Raw genomic sequence first — 15,807 nt, forward strand, 5'->3', positions numbered from 1 at the left:
TTAAGGTTTGCTTAAATCTAGGGAATGTTTTGAAAAATATTTTGATTTTTTAAAGCGCTTAAAAATCGCGCGATCTTTTCTTTAGGGATAATCACCAAACTTTCTTGGCTTTCTAAAGTGCTACTAGCCATCCCCATAAACTCCCCCACTTCGCTAAAATAAGGCCTCCCTCCCCACAACACGCTCCCCTTTTTAAAAGAAGCATCAAGCGAAAGGAATTTTTTAGACTTTAAAAGTTCAGCCACAGAAATGTCCGTTGTCTGTATAGAAAAAGAATTCCCCTCATTTAACGCTGGGTAGTAGAGATCAGAATTGGGTGTTTTTTGATTGGTATAGGGATTTGAATGAAAAGTTTGAGCGTATTTTGTGTAAATCCTTGCATGATAATAGCTCTCTTCTCTTTTATGGCAATAATCGTCTCTAAAATCGGCGGTTTTTAAAAGCGAAAGCCCTTGATTTCTATCCATCGCTTCAAGGCGTAGGCTAGCTATACAAATCAGTTCTTTAGCGCTGCTGTCTTGCATTTTGGCTAAAATCGTTTTAGGGTATAAGCCGTTAGAATAGAGCGTTTCAGAAGAAGCAATATAACGCCCGTTTTTGAGCAAAGTCGCATAGCCTTCTTTATAAGTCCCATCGCTAAAATACACTTTCAATAACGCCACAGAATAAACCCATGCAGGGAGCGTTGGATCAAGGGGCGGATCGTCTCTAACGATTTGAATGTTATTAGCGTTCATCATGCATGAAAATAAAACGATACAACAACCAACCGCTAATCTTTTACGCCAAAACGCCATTATCCAACTTACCGCTTAAATTTCAAAAGTATCCTACGGCACTATCGGCTAAAATACCATTTGTTTTAATTTGTTGCTATAATAGATCACTTGAATGACAAAAGCTTATCGCAAAGGTTTATGATGGATCCAATTAAAACTTATGAAATTAAAGAAGAAGAGCTTGCAAAAACCGCTTACGCCACAATCAAAACCAATAAAGGCAATATCGCTCTAGAGCTTTTTTACAAAGATGCGCCCCAAGCGGTCAGTAACTTTGTAACTTTGGCTAAAGAGGGTTTTTATAATGGGCTTAACTTCCATCGTGTGATCGCCGGCTTTGTGGCTCAAGGAGGCTGCCCTTATGGCACAGGCACAGGCGGGCCAGGACACCGCATTAAATGCGAAGTGGCCCACAACCCCAACAAGCACAAAAGAGGCTCTATTTCTATGGCGCATGCCGGAAGAGACACAGGGGGGAGTCAATTTTTCTTGTGTTTTGTGGATTTGCCCCATCTAGATGGCGAGCATACCGTGTTTGGCAAAATCACTAGTGCAGAAGGCCTTAGCGTTTTGGATAAAATCAAGCAAGGCGATATTATAGAGAGCGTTGTGTTTGGCTCTTCTCTATAAGGAACAAGAAATTAGACATGCTCATACTCAGCCGCAAAGTTAATGAAGGGATTGTCATTGATGATAACATCCACATTAAAGTCATTTCTATAGATAGAGGGAGTGTGCGTTTAGGGTTTGAAGCACCTGAAAGCACCCTTATTTTGCGCGCTGAACTCAAAGAGGCCATTGTGAGCGAAAACCAAAAAGCTTCTGCGTGCGTAGATGAAAGCGTGTTAGAAAACATCAAAAAGGTCATTAAGCCTTGATGCATGTTTTTGAAGTTTATCCTAAAGTCAATATTTTTTTAAAGATCCTTCACAAAGAAGGGGCTTATCATAAGCTCATTTCTCGCATGTGTTTAGTCAAAGATAAGCTAAAGGATATTATTAGCGTCAAAAGTGCGCTTTCCTTTTCGCTAAAAGGGGATTTTGACTGCCCTTTAGAAGAAAACTCGCTCTTTAAAGCCCTCCAAATTTTAAAGAATTTTTTAAAATCAAAAAATTTTTCTCATTCTGCCATCAAATCCCTAGACACCCTAGCGATTGAAGTGGAAAAAAATATCCCCACTCAAGCCGGATTAGGCGGTGGGAGCGCTGATGCTGGGGGGCTATTGTATCATTTAAATCAGATTTTTGACTGGCGTTTGAGTTTAAAAGAGCTTTATAGCATAGGATCTTTAGTGGGTGCGGACACCAACTTTTTCATCTCGCAATACAAAAGCGCTAACGCCACTTCTTATGGCGAAGTCATTGAAAATTTTGAAGAAGAGCCTTTAGAAAATCGCCTAGAAATCTATGCACCAAATCATGTTTTTTGTAGCACTAAAGCCGTTTATCAAGCTTATAAACCTGAAACTTGTTTTTCTCAAGCTAAAGAATGGCTTAAAAAGCCGAGTTTGGAATGCCTAAAGACTTGCGACAGAAACGGATTAAACGATCTTTTAAAGCCGGCTTTGCTCACTAACCAAGCCTTAAAAAATATAGAAAGCGAATTAGGCAAGGAGTGGTTTTTTAGCGGGAGCGGGAGTGCGTTTTTTAGGCTAAAAAATACTCAAAAGGGAGCGAATGAAACTCATTGCCAGCAATAAAAAAGCCTATTTTGACTATGAAATTTTGGAAACTTTGGAAGCGGGATTAGCGCTTTTAGGCTCTGAAGTGAAGGCTTTGAGGCAAACTAGGGTGAATTTAAAAGATAATTTTGTTAAAATAATCAAAGGAGAAGCTTTTTTATTTGGTGTTCATATATCATATTTAGATACAATCCATGCGTATTACAAGCCCAATGAAAGGCGAGAGCGTAAGTTGCTTTTACACAAAAAGCAATTATTGAAATGGCAGATTGAAGCGTCTAAAGAACGCTTGAGTATCGTAGGATTGAAATTGTATTTTAACCAAAGAAATAGAGCTAAAATCCAAATTGCTTTAGTGAAAGGAAAAAAATTGCACGATAAAAGACAAAGTCTTAAAGAAAAAGCGCTCAATAAAGAAATTCTTGCTGATTTAAAACACCACTTTAAAGGATAATAATGAAAGAAATGGTAGATTATGGGATTATAGGGTTTTTGATCTTTTTATCAGTCATCGTTATAGCGATCGCAATAGAAAGGTTGTGGTTTTTTGCCACTCTTCGTGTAGATGACTACACAGACAGGCGTAAACTGGAATTAGCCTTACACAAACGACTGACTTTAGTGGCCACGATTGGTTCTAACGCCCCTTATATCGGTCTTTTAGGAACGGTTATGGGGATCATGCTCACTTTTATGGATTTAGGATCCGCTTCTGGCATTGACACTAAAGCGATCATGACTAACTTAGCCCTTGCTTTAAAAGCGACTGGAATGGGGTTATTGGTAGCGATCCCTGCGATTGTGATTTATAACTTGCTAGTGAGAAAAAGCGAGATTTTAGTCACTAAATGGGATATTTTCCACCACCCGGTTGACACGCAATCCCATGAGATTTACAACAAAGCCTAAGGATTGAGCGGTGAAAAAAGTAGAATCCATGAATGTGGTGCCTTTCATTGACATCATGCTTGTGTTGTTAGTGATCGTGCTTACAACGGCGTCTTTTGTGCAAACTTCAAAGCTCCCTATTAGCATTCCTCAAGTGGATAAGGATAGCACTGATTCTAAAGACGTGTTGGACAAGAAACAAGTTACGATCGCTATTTCTAATAAGGGTTCTTTTTATTTTGACGATAAAGAAATCAGCTTTGAAAATTTAAAACACAAGGTTTCCACTTTGGCTAAAGACACCCCTATTGTCTTGCAAGGCGACAAGAAAAGCAATTTGGATAACTTTATCAAAGTCGTGGATTTATTGCAAACGAACAATTTGAAGCAGCTTTACATTCTTGTTGAAGATAAAAAGAATCAAAAAAATTAGTTTTAGTCAATTTTTAGCATTCTTTAGCTAAAATCTGTGTTTATGTTTAATTTTTATCAAGGGAGTTTTAAATGAAACGCACTTACCAACCACACAACACACCAAGAAAGCGAACCCATGGCTTTCTTGTGAGAATGAAAACCAAAAACGGGCGCAAGGTGATCAATGCCAGACGAGCTAAGGGCAGAAAAAAGCTTTCCGTCTAAACCCTATGACTCTTTAAAAAACAAGAGTGAGTTTGACAGGGTTTATCAAAAGGGGTTTAAAAAACATAACCCTTTTTTTTCGCTCTTTGTTTTGGATTTGTCAAAAGATCCGCCAAAAGAAAAAGAGGGTTTTAAAGATCCGCTCTCTTGTAGGCTTAAAGACAAAAAAACGCTTTATTTATTAGGCTTGAGCGTGTCCAAAAAAGTCGGCAACGCCGTGAAACGAAACCTTATCAAACGCCGTTTGCGTTCGCTTACATTAAAGCATGCCACTCTTTGTCAAGGGCTTGCTTTGGTGTTTGTGCCTAGAAGCGATTGTTGCCATTTAGATTTTTGGGCTTTAGAAAAACATTTTTTAGAAATGCTAACTTCCATTAAAAACTATATGAACAAAGCCTTAAAAGACTTGAAAAAAGGAATAACTCATACCTATGCGAAACAATAAAACGCCTTTTTTGAGCGCGATTTTTACGGCATCAATTAGGGGTTACCAACGCTTTTTTTCGGCTTTCACCCCTTCAAGCTGTCGGTTTTATCCCACTTGCTCCAACTACGCTCTATGGTTGCTCTCTTTTGAAAGCCCCCTAATTGCCATAGGTAAAATCGCTATAAGGATACTCTCATGCAACCCTTTTTGCTCTGGAGGCATTGCTTACCCTACCACTCGTTTGAAACGCCCAAGCCTGATCCAATCTCATAAAGATTTTAAGCGCAATTTTAAAACCATTACTTTTTGGCTCGTTCCCACAAAAAGCCACGCAACTTACTACATCATTAAGGTTTAATCACAATGGATAGAAACAACAATAATAATCTCCGCTTGATTTTAGCGATCGCTCTGTCTTTCTTGTTTATCGCTCTTTATAGCTATTTTTTCCAAAAACCAAACAAAACAACAACCCAAACCACAAAGCAAGAAACAACCAACAACCATACAGCAACAAGTCCTAACGCACCCAACGCCCAACATTTTAGCGTTACTCAAACCATCCCCCAAGAGAGTTTGTTAAGCACGATTTCTTTTGAGCATGCCAGGATTGAAATTGATTCTTTAGGGCGCATCAAACAGGTTTATCTCAAGGATAAAAAGTATCTAACCCCTAAACAAAAGGGCTTTTTAGAGCATGTGGGCCATCTTTTTAGCTCCAAAGAAAACGTGCAACCCCCCCTAAAAGAGCTCCCCCTTTTAGCAGCCGATAAACTCAAGCCTTTAGAAGTGCGTTTTTTAGACCCCACGCTCAATAACAAAGCGTTCAACACCCCTTATAGCGCTTCAAAAACCACTCTTGGGCCTAACGAACAGCTTGTTTTAACCCAAGATTTAGGCGCTCTTACTATCATTAAAACCCTGACTTTCTATGATGATTTGCATTATGATTTAAAAATCGCCTTCAAATCGCCCAATAACCTTATCCCTAGCTATGTGATCACCAATGGTTACAGGCCGGTGGCTGATTTGGACAGCTACACCTTTTCAGGCGTGCTTTTAGAAAATAACGACAAAAAAATTGAAAAAATTGAAGATAAAGACGCTAAAGAGATCAAACGCTTTTCTAACACCCTCTTTTTATCCAGCGTGGATAGGTATTTCACCACCTTGCTTTTCACTAAAGATTCTCAAGGTTTTGAAGCCTTAATTGATTCAGAAATCGGCACTAAAAACCCCTTAGGGTTCATTTCCCTTAAAAATGAAGCAAATTTGCATGGCTATATTGGCCCTAAAGATTACCGCTCTTTGAAAGCGATTTCACCCATGCTCACTGATGTGATAGAGTATGGTTTAATCACTTTCTTCGCGAAAGGCGTGTTTGTTTTACTGGATTATTTGTATCAATTCGTGGGTAATTGGGGTTGGGCTATCATTCTTTTAACGATTATCGTGCGCCTTATCCTTTACCCCTTAAGCTATAAAGGCATGGTGAGCATGCAAAAGCTCAAGGAATTAGCCCCCAAAATGAAAGAACTCCAAGAAAAATACAAGGGCGAACCCCAAAAGTTGCAAACCCACATGATGCAGCTTTACAAAAAACATGGGGCCAACCCGCTAGGGGGTTGTCTGCCCTTAATCTTACAAATCCCGGTGTTTTTTGCGATTTATAGAGTGCTTTATAACGCCGTGGAATTGAAAAGCTCAGAGTGGATCTTATGGATTCATGATCTATCCATCATGGATCCGTATTTTATTTTGCCGCTTCTTATGGGAGCGTCTATGTATTGGCACCAAAGCGTTACGCCAAACACCATGACCGATCCCATGCAAGCAAAGATTTTTAAACTCTTGCCCCTATTATTCACGATCTTTTTAATCACTTTCCCTGCAGGGTTAGTCTTGTATTGGACCACGAACAACATCCTTTCGGTGTTGCAACAACTCATTATCAATAAAATCTTAGAGAATAAAAAACGCATGCATGCGCAAAACAAAAAGGAAAGTTGATGCAAAATTTTATTGAAATCAAAGCTAAAACCTTAGAAGAAGCCCTCATTCAAGCTTCTATCGCCTTGAATTGCCCCATTATTAATTTGCAATACGAAGTCATTCAAACGCCCTCTAAAGGGTTTTTAAGCATTGGTAAAAAAGAAGCCATTATTTTAGTGGGCGTTAAAGAAAGCGTTAAAGAGGTTAAAGAAGAGAGCGTTAAAGAAACCAACACGAAAGAAAACCATCAAAACCATCAAAACAATATAGAAGAAAAAAAACAAAAATTAGAAACAGAAACGCCTCAAGAAGAAAAAATCACCCCTAAACCCCCTAAAAAAAACCTTAAAGAAGAATCTCATAATGGAGACAAACTCCATGAAATTAAGCAAGAATTGAAAGACTTATTCTCCCACTTGCCCTATAAAATCAATAAAGTGGAAGTCAGCCTTTATGAACCGGGGGTGTTATTGATTGATATTGATGGCGAAGATTCCGCTCTTTTAATTGGCGAGAAAGGCTATCGTTACAAAGCCCTTTCTTACTTGCTCTTTAACTGGATCCACCCTGCTTATGGCTATAGTATCCGTTTAGAAATCTCCACCTTTTTGCAAAACCAAGAAAAGGTTATGGAAGCGCAACTCCAAAGCGTGATCATGACCGTGCATGAAGTGGGTAAGGGGCAGATGAAAGCCCCTGATGGCGTTTTAACCTATATCGCTTTAAAGAAATTACGAAAAGCGTTCCCCAACAAATATGTCTCTATCAAAACCAATTTAAACGATGAAAAATACATCGTCATCAACGACTTCAACAATGAATGACACCATCGCCGCTATCGCTACCCCTTTAGGCAAGGGAGCGATTAGCATCATTAAAATCAGCGGCCATAACGCTCTAAACATCCTCAAACAACTCACCCAAAAACAAGACTTCACCCCCAGATACGCTTACGTGTGCGATATTTTTTCTGATGGTGTTTTATTAGACAAAGCGTTAGTCATTTATTTCAAAGCCCCTTATAGTTTCACTGGTGAAGACGTGTGCGAAATCCAATGCCATGGAAGCCCTCTTTTAGCGCAAAATATCTTACAAACTTGTTTGAATTTAGGGGCTAGGCTTGCTAAAGCGGGGGAATTTAGTAAAAAAGCCTTTTTAAACCATAAAATGGATTTGAGCGAAATTGAAGCGAGCGTTCAGCTCATCCTTTGTGAAGATGAGAGCGCTTTAAACGCTCTAGCCAGGCAGCTTAAGGGCGAGTTAAAAATTTTTATTGAAGAAGCTAGGAATAATCTTTTAAAGCTTTTGGCGAGCTCAGAAGTTTTGATTGATTATAGCGAAGAAGACATTCCTAGCGATTTTTTAAATGGAGTGTCTCAAAATTTAGAAAAACAAATCGCCTCTTTTAAAGACTTATTGGATTTTTCTAACGCGCAAAAACAAAGGAATAAGGGGCATGCCTTAAGCATTGTTGGCAAACCCAATGCCGGCAAAAGTTCCCTATTAAACGCCATGCTTTTAGAAGAAAGGGCTTTAGTGAGCGATATTAAAGGCACAACAAGAGATACTATAGAAGAAGTCATTGAACTACAAGGGCATAAGGTGCGCTTGATTGATACGGCCGGTATTAGAGAGAGCGCGGATAAAATAGAGCGTTTAGGGATTGAAAAAAGCCTTAAAAGTTTGGAAAATTGCGACCTTATTTTGGGCGTGTTTGATCTTTCTAAACCCCTAGAAAAAGAAGATTTTAACCTTATTGACACCCTTAATCGTGCTAAAAAGCCTTGTATTGTTGTTTTGAATAAAAACGATTTAGCCCCCAAGCTGGAGCTTAAAATTTTAAAATCTTATCTTAAAATCCCTTATGCTTTACTAGAGACCAACACCCTAAATTCCAGGGCTTGTTTGAAAGATTTGAGCCAAAAAATCAGCGCCTTTTTCCCCAAACTAGACACTCAAAACAAGCTCTTACTCACTTCCCTAGCCCAAAAAACCGCCCTAGAAAACGCCATTATTGAATTGCAAAACGCTAAAAACCATTTAGAAACTTTAGAGCTTTTTTCTTATCACATTTTAAGCGCGATAGAAAACTTGAACTTGCTCACCCGCCCTTATGAAACCAGCCAAATGCTTGATAGCATGTTCAGCGAATTTTGCTTAGGCAAATAAAACCGCTTAAAGAATGGGTTAAAACTCTTTTTAGCGCTGCTTTTAAGACTTTTTACCCATTAGTGCGGTTTAATATCCATATTTACAAAAAACAATACTGCCATTTTTCAAAAAGGGGTAAAATAAGCTAGTTTAAAATATATGCATACTATAAACTACTTTTGAGTAAAAATGTTAAAAAAGACCATTAAGGAGATTTTATGTTAAAACTCGCTAGCAAAACGATTTGTTTGTCCCTAATCGGGTCATTCACCGCTGTAGAAGCCTACCAAAAACACCAAAAAGACGGCTTTTTTATAGAAGCCGGCTTTGAAACCGGGCTGTTGCAAGGCACACAAACCCAAGAACAAACCATAGCCACCACTCAAGAAAAACCCAAACCCAAACCCAAACCCAAACCCATTACCCCTCAAAGCACCTATGGGAAATACTACATCTCCCAAAGCACCATTTTAAAGAATGCGACTGAGTTGTTTGCAGAGAACAATATCACCAACTTAACCTTTTATTCTTTAAACCCTGTGTATGTAACCGCTTATAACCAAGAAAGCGCTGAAGAAGCAGGCTATGGCGATAGCAGCTTGATTATGATACAAAACTTCCTGCCCTATAATTTAAACAATATTGAGCTGAGTTATACAGACGATCAAGGCAATGTAGTCAGTTTGGGCGTGATAGAGACTATCCCTAAACAATCTCAAATCATTCTGCCCGCAAGCTTGTTTAACGACCCGCAGCTTAACGCCGATGGCTTCCAACAGCTCCAAACCAACACCACACGATTTTCTGATGCCAGCACGCAGAATCTGTTTAACAAGCTCAGTAGGGTTACAACCAATCTTCAAATGACTTATATCAATTACAACCAATTTTCTAGCGGTAACGGCACTGGTTCTAAACCCCCATGCCCTCCATACGAAAATCAAGAAAATTGTGTGGCTAAAGTGCCGCCTTTCACCTCTCAAGACGCCAAGAATTTGACCAATTTAATGCTGAACATGATGGCGGTGTTTGATTCTAAATCTTGGGAAGATGCCGTTAAAAACGCCCCCTTTCAGTTTAGCGACAACAACCTGTCAAAGCCATGTTATTCTGATTATTCTACATGCGTGAATCCTTACAACGATGGGCTTGTTGATCCTAAATTGATCGCTAAAAATAAAGGAGATGAATACAATATAGAAAACGGGCAAACAGGATCAGTGATATTAACGCCGCAAGATGTTATCTATAGCTATAGAGTTACGAATAATATTTATGTGAATCTCTTGCCCACAAGAGGAGGGGATTTAGGGCTAGGGTCTCAATATGGCGGCCCGAATGGCCCAGGCGATGATGGCACCAATTTTGGCGCTTTAGGGATATTGTCTCCTTTCTTAGATCCTGAAATATTGTTTGGCAAAGATTTGAATAAAGTCGCCATCATGCAATTAAGAGACATTATCCATGAATACGGGCACACTTTAGGCTATACGCATAACGGGAACATGACTTATCAAAGGGTGCGCATGTGTGAAGAAAACAATGGGCCAGAAGAGCGCTGTAAGGGCGGGAAAATAGAGCAAGTGAATGGGCAAGAAGTGCAAGTGTTTGACAACGGGCATGAAGTGCGAGATACCGATGGCTCTACCTATGATGTGTGTTCTCGTTTTGGCGGCCAAAATCAGCCCGCTTTCCCTAGCAGTTACCCCAATTCCATCTATACCGATTGCTCTCAAGTCCCCGCCGGGCTTATAGGCGTTACCAGCGCGGTTTGGCAGCAACTCATTGATCAAAACGCCCTACCGGTGGATTACACTAATTTGAGCAGCCAAACCAACTATTTGAACGCCAGTTTGAACACGCAAGATTTTGCGACCACTATGCTTAGCGCGATCAGTCAAAGCCTTTCATCCACTAAATCTAGCGCCACTACCTATCGCGCTTCAAAAACCTCACGACCCTTTGGAGCCCCCCTATTAGGCGTTAATCTTAAAATGGGCTATCAAAAATACTTTAATGATTACTTAGGGTTGTCTTCTTATGGCATTATCAAATACAACTACGCTCAAGCCAATAACGAAAAAATCCAACAATTAAGCTATGGTGTGGGAATGGATGTACTGTTTGACTTTATCACCAATTACACTAACGAAAAGAACCCTAAAAACAATCTAACCAAGAAAGTTTTCACTTCCTCTCTTGGGGTGTTTGGGGGGTTAAGGGGCTTATACAACAGCTATTATTTGTTGAACCAATACAAAGGGAGCGGTAATTTAAATGTAACCGGTGGGTTGAATTACCGCTACAAGCATTCTAAATATTCTATAGGCATTAGCGTTCCTTTAGTCCAGTTGAAATCTAGGGTCGTTTCTAGCGATGGCGCAACCACCAATTCTATCACCCTGAATGAAGGGGGCAGCCATTTTAAAGTGTTTTTTAATTACGGGTGGATTTTTTAGGGGTTAAAAATTGGCTTTAACTCTCTATTGGCCCCTAAGAATTAAGAGCATATTGCCAAATTTCATTAGCATTTTTAGGTTTAAAGCTTTCAGTCGTATTAGGGTTATCAATGTCTAATAAGTCTTGTTTTAACTCATCATTAGGAATATATTTACTAGCTAAATTCTCATCTTTCTTAGCTTGAGAATATTGCTTTTTAATCTCTTTCATTTGTGTTTTAATTTCTAAAACTTTACTTTGATATTTAGCTAATTGTTTTTCTAATTTGCCAAGCTCTTTATAAAAATTAGCCCCCATTTCTACATCTCTTAACATCTTATCTCCTTAACTTAATCAATCATAATAACCCCATTATATCTAAATTAACCAAATCCATGCTAAAATAAAAATAATAGGGTAAAAATAATAGGGCGAGCATATATTTTGTAATACAAAATTACAAAATAGCTCGCAATGGGGCAATCCCCCTTGACCCCCCAAAAAAATCAAAATTAAGGAAATAAGTGAGTATCCAAACAAACAAACAAGTTATTAAAAGTCTTAGATTATCTAAAGAGCAATGGCAAACTATCCAAACTCAAATGCAAGAAAAAAATCTAAACTTTTCGCAATTAGTTTTAAACTCCATTTTAACTCAAAACTCACAAACTTCAACAAAATCTAAAAAACAAAAAGCGATCGCTAATAAAGAACTAATTATTGAATTAGCTAAGTGGGGGAACAATTTAAACCAGATCGCTAAATGTCTCAACACTAATCAAGGAGCGTTGTAATCATTTGAAAGCGCGCTAGCGATCAGACGACCCATGCTAGCTTTTTCTGCAATGTAAAGATTAGGCATTGTCATTTGCTTCCAAAATGATCACAAAAGTGTCTAATGGAATGTGTTTTTTGCCAAGCTATCTCTTAGAGCCATATGAGAAACTGCTCACGCCTGAAGCTAGGAAACTTTTGGAACAACAGGCTCTAGATTGTTTGAAAAACACCAAAACTGAAGCCGACAGAAAAGAATATGTCAAAAACCTCCCCAAAAACTTGAGAAAAGAGATTTTAGATAAAAACAGCTTAGAAGCCTATAAAACGCCCCAAAAGTTAAAGGCAAACCCGCTTGAAAAGGAAACCCCTAAGCTTTTAAACTCAGGGGAACTTTGGCTAATACATTACTTTTCTATAGAAAAGACCACTTTAAACCCCTTAAAAGAGATTTTAATGTATAATACTAACCAAGAGTTTTTATCATGTTTTCTTTTCATGATAAACCCTTTTAAGAACAGATTTGCCCCATATCGCAACTATGGGGCGTGATAAAATCCTACAACAAACCCCCTTAAACTTCATCTAACCAAACGCTAAAACAAGGCGTTTTTAAATCTAGTGCTTCAAGCAATCTTCAAACAAATATTGATGCTCGCAAGGTAAAGCGTCAAATAAGGCTTTGGCTAAATCTTGCATTTCTTTTAAGGCTTTATTACTGCTCCTTAAAGTCAATAAATTTTGCAAGCTCCTAGCGTTAATGCTATACGCTAAATGTGTTTTATAGCTCTCCGGCATGGCGTATTTGGCTAAATCGTTTTTAATGTTATACTCGCTCAATAAAACCCTGAGATTTTCCAAAGCTAAAACGCTCATTGCATCCACTTTTTCATTATCCACGAACACTAAAAACTCTTTCGCTCTTTCTAAATTCGTTTCATTAAGGGGTAAAAAGCTCTCCACTTCTTTCAATTCCCTTAAAGTGTAGCGGCTTGATTTCACGCTCAAGCTCGCTATTCTATGCCGGCTCAATTCTTGCAACGCTCCCCTGCTCAAGCCCTTGATTTCAAAATTGTAATAAAGATGCTCTAAAGTGGAAGAATGCCTAAAAATATTCCCCACCCTGTGGATGAGTTCCTTATCTTTAGAGCCTCCATCATCGCTGTATTCAAAGCTCTGCCAGCAAGTGCGGATCGCTTGGCTTGCAATGTCTAAAGGGGTGTAATGCTTACAAATCACTTCCATTATTTGACTCCTAATCGCTTTTTATTCCACGGTAACGCTTTTAGCTAAGTTTCTTGGGTGATCCACATCGTGATTCAAACGCATAGCGATTTCTAAAGCTAAAAGCTGCACCGCTAAATTCATGCGGAAAAATTCTTCCATGTAGCTTTCGCTCTCTTCTAATTGGATAAAATCATCAGCGATCTCTAAAATTTCAGAGCTTAACACGCAAATCGTAGAATCCCTAGCGCTCAATTCTTCAATATTGCTTTTGGTTTTATCAAATAACAAATGTTTAGACAATAAAGCAATGGTAAAAAGATTAGAATCCACCAACGCAATAGGCCCATGCTTCATCTCCGCGCTCGCATACCCCTCAGCGTGCAAGTAGCTGATTTCTTTAAGTTTTAGCGCCCCTTCTAAAGCGAGCGGGTAAAACACATCGCGCCCGATATAAAAAAAGCCATGCCCATGCAAGTAGCGTTTGGATAAGCGCTTGATTTTTTCATGCAATTTAGGCTCTACTTTCATCGCATTCACGCTATTGAGCATGTTTTTAGCCTGGATTCTTTCTTCTTCTTTAGAGATGGTCCCTAGCTGTTTGCCTATATACACGCTCAAAAGCCATAAAAGCATCACTTGCGAAGAAAACGCCTTAGTGGATGCCACGCTTCTTTCCACCCCCGCTCTGATCAAAAGCGTGTGATCGCTAATGCGGCTCATCATGCTAAAGGGAGCGTTACACAAGCTAATGGTTTTAAGCCCTTGGGCTTTGGCTAATTTTAAGGCTTCTAAAGTGTCGGCGGTTTCACCGCTTTGAGAAATCGCTATAAAAAGCTCGTTAGGGTTGCTTTTAAAATTAGCGTAGCGGTATTCGCTCGCTAAAATGGCCCTCGCTCTTATTTTGGCTAATCTTTCAAACAAATACACGCTCGCCAAACTCGCATGGTAACTGCTCCCGCAAGAACACAGCGTGATTTCATTCACATTCTCTAAAAATTCAGGATCGATCTCGCAATACACACTCAAGGCTTCCAAGCGCCCCTCTAAACACTCCAACAAACTGCTATGCTGCTCATAAATCTCTTTTTCTAAATAATTCCTAAAATCCCCTTTAGAATAATCCTTATTCTCAAAAGCGTAATCTTTCATGTTTTCAATATTGTTTAAATCTTTAAAATTTTCTAAAGAAATCTGCCCCACGCTGTTTTCTTCTAAAATGACAAATTGATCCACTTTAGGGGCTAGCACGCTCAAACTGGACGCAAAAAATACCCCCTCTTTGCCCTTACCCACGACTAAAGGTGAAGAAGATTTAGCGTAAAAGAGGCTCTCTTTAGCCCTTTTATGGAGCATTAAAATCGCATAACTCCCTTTTAAAAGGCTGATGCTCTTTTCAAAGGCTTTCAATAAATCGCTCTCGCTTTTAAGCGTTTCTTCTAATAAATGCGCAATGACTTCCGTGTCCGTTTGGCTTAAAAACGCATGCCCTTTACTTTCCAATTCTTTTTTCAAACTCGCATAATTTTCAATGATGCCATTATGCACTAAGGCTAAATTTTCTGTAAAATGCGGGTGGGCGTTCGCGCTGCTTGGCTTGCCATGCGTGGCCCATCTGGTGTGAGCGATACTCACGCCAAAATCCAGAAACTCCTTATTTCTAAGCTCTGATTTAAGGTTTTCTAATTTCCCTTGAGTTTTAAACACTTCCAAACGATCATTACTCAATACGGCTAAACCCGCGCTGTCATAACCTCTGTATTCCAATTCCTTTAAGCCCTCTAAAAGAATGGATTTTTTCTCGCTATCCCCTATATAACCTACAATCCCGCACATTTAAAACACCAATAACCCTTTTTTGATTTTATTTAAAGCGTTAATAAGCTCCTTCAATCGCTCCACTTCTTCGCTTAATTGCGTAAAAAACGCTTCATTCACGCCCTTTGGCATGTCCATGCTCCCTCTTTTAATTTCAATGAAATCCCCCAAACTCAAATCCGCTAATTTTAAAAGCATTTCAATTTCATTTTGCGAATCTTCAATATCCGCTAAAATCTTGCGTATTTTTTCAAACATCCAACCGCCTTTAATTTAGAATGCCCCATGATAGCTAAACTATTAAATTATTAAACTATCAATGATGTTTTCTAAAATCTGTTTGACTTTGGCGTGGTTTTCTTTAAATTGCTGATGCGCGTTAAGTCCTACATGGTTACTCACGCAAAAAATCCCTTTAGCCTTCAAAGAAAACGCCTTAGCCACGCTTAAAACGCTAAAAAACTCCATGTTTTCTAATAAAACGCCCTTTTGAACCATTTTTTTAGCAAACATTTCACCGGTGTGGATATAGTTACTGCTATTCACGCCCACCCTTTCAAAAAGAGCCTTCTCTTCAGTTTCTATGTGAATGGAATTATCCAAAGGCGTGTAGCTGTTTAAATGGCTAAAACTCTCTTCAATTTGATAGCCGCAAACGCTTTCAAACACGCTTAAAAGCTCCATTTCTGGGCTATAACTCCCTGCACTCCCTATGAAAATAAGGCTTTCTGCATGAGGGTTTTTTAGGCATATTCTCGTTAAATTAATCGCGCTCTCTATCAAACCCACACCAATAGGCGTCGCCCCTTTTAAAGTTTCATTCCTTCCAGCGCAAAGCAGCATGAAAATCCTTTTTTCGCATCCATTAGCTTATTATAAAGCAAGCATTATAGACAAACCCTTAAAAGAAACACCTTAATTTTAGGGCTTCATTCACATTTCATTCACATGTTATTCCTTTTTCATTCACCACTTATTCACGCTATAATAACGCC

Annotated in this window: 20 protein-coding genes and 1 pseudogene; 15 read left to right on the plus strand and 6 right to left on the minus strand. The window is 38.9% G+C overall.

What is annotated here, in order from left to right:
- Positions 1–17: 17 nt before the first annotated feature.
- A complete protein-coding gene (locus tag DQL14_RS08295) occupies positions 18–797 on the minus strand; it encodes a hypothetical protein (protein WP_108169386.1) in 780 nt (259 codons plus the stop codon).
- Positions 798–920: 123 nt separating this feature from the next.
- Here DQL14_RS08295 and DQL14_RS08300 point away from each other — a divergent pair, with 123 nt between their 5' ends.
- The 13 genes from DQL14_RS08300 (at position 921) to DQL14_RS08360 (ending at position 11,016) form a co-directional block, all read left to right on the plus strand.
- A complete protein-coding gene (locus DQL14_RS08300; protein WP_162296897.1) occupies positions 921–1,409 on the plus strand; it encodes a peptidylprolyl isomerase in 489 nt (162 codons plus the stop codon).
- Between the two features lie 17 nt (positions 1,410–1,426).
- Positions 1,427–1,657 carry a carbon storage regulator gene (locus DQL14_RS08305; protein ID WP_000906442.1) on the plus strand — a complete coding sequence of 77 codons (231 nt, stop codon included), beginning with the start codon at positions 1,427–1,429 and terminating at the stop codon, positions 1,655–1,657.
- Positions 1,657–2,478 carry a 4-(cytidine 5'-diphospho)-2-C-methyl-D-erythritol kinase gene (locus DQL14_RS08310; protein ID WP_162296898.1) on the plus strand — a complete coding sequence of 274 codons (822 nt, stop codon included), beginning with the start codon at positions 1,657–1,659 and terminating at the stop codon, positions 2,476–2,478. The genes DQL14_RS08305 and DQL14_RS08310 overlap by 1 nt, the downstream gene beginning before the upstream one ends.
- Positions 2,456–2,914, plus strand: a complete 459-nt coding sequence (gene smpB / locus DQL14_RS08315; protein WP_000766478.1) for an SsrA-binding protein — start codon at positions 2,456–2,458, stop codon at positions 2,912–2,914. The genes DQL14_RS08310 and smpB overlap by 23 nt, the downstream gene beginning before the upstream one ends.
- A 2-nt stretch (positions 2,915–2,916) precedes the next feature.
- Positions 2,917–3,369 carry a TonB-system energizer ExbB gene (gene exbB, locus DQL14_RS08320; RefSeq protein WP_000661837.1) on the plus strand — a complete coding sequence of 151 codons (453 nt, stop codon included), beginning with the start codon at positions 2,917–2,919 and terminating at the stop codon, positions 3,367–3,369.
- Positions 3,370–3,379: 10 nt separating this feature from the next.
- Positions 3,380–3,781: an ExbD/TolR family protein gene (locus tag DQL14_RS08325; RefSeq protein WP_000755082.1), complete on the plus strand. Its 402-nt coding sequence runs from the start codon at positions 3,380–3,382 to the stop codon at positions 3,779–3,781.
- 71 nt (positions 3,782–3,852) lie between these two features.
- Complete coding sequence (rpmH, locus tag DQL14_RS08330) at positions 3,853–3,987, plus strand: 50S ribosomal protein L34 (protein WP_001847286.1); 135 nt, start codon at positions 3,853–3,855, stop codon at positions 3,985–3,987.
- A complete protein-coding gene (gene rnpA, locus DQL14_RS08335; protein ID WP_108169389.1) occupies positions 3,947–4,432 on the plus strand; it encodes a ribonuclease P protein component in 486 nt (161 codons plus the stop codon). The genes rpmH and rnpA overlap by 41 nt, the downstream gene beginning before the upstream one ends.
- Complete coding sequence (gene yidD / locus DQL14_RS08340; RefSeq protein ID WP_108169390.1) at positions 4,419–4,772, plus strand: membrane protein insertion efficiency factor YidD; 354 nt, start codon at positions 4,419–4,421, stop codon at positions 4,770–4,772. Before rnpA ends, yidD begins: the two co-directional genes overlap by 14 nt.
- A gap of 5 nt (positions 4,773–4,777) precedes the next feature.
- On the plus strand, positions 4,778–6,424 hold the full coding sequence (gene yidC, locus DQL14_RS08345; protein WP_108169391.1) for a membrane protein insertase YidC: 1,647 nt from the start codon (positions 4,778–4,780) through the stop codon (positions 6,422–6,424).
- Positions 6,424–7,230 (plus strand): Jag N-terminal domain-containing protein, encoded by an 807-nt coding sequence (locus DQL14_RS08350; protein ID WP_108169392.1) that lies wholly within the window; start codon positions 6,424–6,426, stop codon positions 7,228–7,230. Before yidC ends, DQL14_RS08350 begins: the two co-directional genes overlap by 1 nt.
- On the plus strand, positions 7,223–8,575 hold the full coding sequence (gene mnmE / locus DQL14_RS08355; RefSeq protein ID WP_162296899.1) for a tRNA uridine-5-carboxymethylaminomethyl(34) synthesis GTPase MnmE: 1,353 nt from the start codon (positions 7,223–7,225) through the stop codon (positions 8,573–8,575). Before DQL14_RS08350 ends, mnmE begins: the two co-directional genes overlap by 8 nt.
- Positions 8,576–8,775: 200 nt before the next feature.
- The gene (locus DQL14_RS08360) at positions 8,776–11,016 is read left to right on the plus strand and encodes an outer membrane beta-barrel protein (protein ID WP_108169394.1); all 2,241 of its coding nucleotides are present in this window, start codon (positions 8,776–8,778) and stop codon (positions 11,014–11,016) included.
- Between the two features lie 34 nt (positions 11,017–11,050).
- Here the strand turns inward: DQL14_RS08360 and DQL14_RS08365 are convergent, their stop codons facing one another.
- Positions 11,051–11,332, minus strand: coding sequence for a jhp0828 family protein (locus DQL14_RS08365; RefSeq protein ID WP_108169395.1), 282 nt, complete (start codon positions 11,330–11,332; stop codon positions 11,051–11,053).
- A 188-nt stretch (positions 11,333–11,520) separates the two neighbouring features.
- Between DQL14_RS08365 and DQL14_RS08370 the strand changes: the two are divergent.
- Positions 11,521–11,781: pseudogene (locus tag DQL14_RS08370) on the plus strand (plasmid mobilization protein); the annotation flags it as partial.
- A gap of 76 nt (positions 11,782–11,857) precedes the next feature.
- The gene (locus tag DQL14_RS08375) at positions 11,858–12,322 is read left to right on the plus strand and encodes a CagY family CD-EC repeat-containing protein (protein WP_231952858.1); all 465 of its coding nucleotides are present in this window, start codon (positions 11,858–11,860) and stop codon (positions 12,320–12,322) included.
- A gap of 66 nt (positions 12,323–12,388) precedes the next feature.
- On the opposite strand, the gene thyX is transcribed toward DQL14_RS08375, so the two are convergent.
- The 4 genes from thyX to DQL14_RS08395 are packed head-to-tail and all read right to left on the minus strand — an operon-like array spanning position 12,389 to position 15,655.
- Positions 12,389–13,015 carry an FAD-dependent thymidylate synthase gene (thyX, locus tag DQL14_RS08380; RefSeq protein ID WP_108169396.1) on the minus strand — a complete coding sequence of 209 codons (627 nt, stop codon included), beginning with the start codon at positions 13,013–13,015 and terminating at the stop codon, positions 12,389–12,391.
- A 21-nt stretch (positions 13,016–13,036) separates the two neighbouring features.
- Entirely contained in the window at positions 13,037–14,830 is a 1,794-nt protein-coding gene (glmS, locus tag DQL14_RS08385; protein ID WP_108169397.1) for a glutamine--fructose-6-phosphate transaminase (isomerizing), read from the minus strand.
- On the minus strand, positions 14,831–15,070 hold the full coding sequence (locus DQL14_RS08390; protein WP_000461832.1) for a DUF2443 domain-containing protein: 240 nt from the start codon (positions 15,068–15,070) through the stop codon (positions 14,831–14,833). It lies immediately after the preceding gene.
- 42 nt (positions 15,071–15,112) lie between these two features.
- Positions 15,113–15,655, minus strand: coding sequence for a nucleoside phosphorylase-I family protein (locus tag DQL14_RS08395; RefSeq protein WP_108169398.1), 543 nt, complete (start codon positions 15,653–15,655; stop codon positions 15,113–15,115).
- Positions 15,656–15,807 lie beyond the last annotated feature (152 nt).

The sequence above is a fragment of the Helicobacter pylori NCTC 11637 = CCUG 17874 = ATCC 43504 = JCM 12093 genome (assembly GCF_900478295.1).
Classification (GTDB): domain Bacteria; phylum Campylobacterota; class Campylobacteria; order Campylobacterales; family Helicobacteraceae; genus Helicobacter; species Helicobacter pylori.

Excerpts from the sequence above, each read along its gene's own strand:
- exbB (WP_000661837.1), top strand. The coding sequence starts at position 2,917 with ATGAAAGAAATGGTAGATTATGGGATTATAGGGTTTTTGATCTTTTTA.
- DQL14_RS08350 (WP_108169392.1), top strand. The coding sequence starts at position 6,424 with ATGCAAAATTTTATTGAAATCAAAGCTAAAACCTTAGAAGAAGCCCTC.
- rpmH (WP_001847286.1), top strand. The coding sequence starts at position 3,853 with ATGAAACGCACTTACCAACCACACAACACACCAAGAAAGCGAACCCAT.
- glmS (WP_108169397.1), bottom strand. The coding sequence starts at position 14,830 with ATGTGCGGGATTGTAGGTTATATAGGGGATAGCGAGAAAAAATCCATT.
- DQL14_RS08300 (WP_162296897.1), top strand. The coding sequence starts at position 921 with ATGGATCCAATTAAAACTTATGAAATTAAAGAAGAAGAGCTTGCAAAA.
- DQL14_RS08310 (WP_162296898.1), top strand. The coding sequence starts at position 1,657 with ATGCATGTTTTTGAAGTTTATCCTAAAGTCAATATTTTTTTAAAGATC.
- yidC (WP_108169391.1), top strand. The coding sequence starts at position 4,778 with ATGGATAGAAACAACAATAATAATCTCCGCTTGATTTTAGCGATCGCT.
- mnmE (WP_162296899.1), top strand. The coding sequence starts at position 7,223 with ATGAATGACACCATCGCCGCTATCGCTACCCCTTTAGGCAAGGGAGCG.
- DQL14_RS08305 (WP_000906442.1), top strand. The coding sequence starts at position 1,427 with ATGCTCATACTCAGCCGCAAAGTTAATGAAGGGATTGTCATTGATGAT.
- rnpA (WP_108169389.1), top strand. The coding sequence starts at position 3,947 with ATGCCAGACGAGCTAAGGGCAGAAAAAAGCTTTCCGTCTAAACCCTAT.
- DQL14_RS08360 (WP_108169394.1), top strand. The coding sequence starts at position 8,776 with ATGTTAAAACTCGCTAGCAAAACGATTTGTTTGTCCCTAATCGGGTCA.
- DQL14_RS08295 (WP_108169386.1), bottom strand. The coding sequence starts at position 797 with ATGGCGTTTTGGCGTAAAAGATTAGCGGTTGGTTGTTGTATCGTTTTA.
- DQL14_RS08390 (WP_000461832.1), bottom strand. The coding sequence starts at position 15,070 with ATGTTTGAAAAAATACGCAAGATTTTAGCGGATATTGAAGATTCGCAA.
- yidD (WP_108169390.1), top strand. The coding sequence starts at position 4,419 with ATGCGAAACAATAAAACGCCTTTTTTGAGCGCGATTTTTACGGCATCA.
- DQL14_RS08395 (WP_108169398.1), bottom strand. The coding sequence starts at position 15,655 with ATGCTGCTTTGCGCTGGAAGGAATGAAACTTTAAAAGGGGCGACGCCT.
- DQL14_RS08365 (WP_108169395.1), bottom strand. The coding sequence starts at position 11,332 with ATGTTAAGAGATGTAGAAATGGGGGCTAATTTTTATAAAGAGCTTGGC.
- thyX (WP_108169396.1), bottom strand. The coding sequence starts at position 13,015 with ATGGAAGTGATTTGTAAGCATTACACCCCTTTAGACATTGCAAGCCAA.
- smpB (WP_000766478.1), top strand. The coding sequence starts at position 2,456 with ATGAAACTCATTGCCAGCAATAAAAAAGCCTATTTTGACTATGAAATT.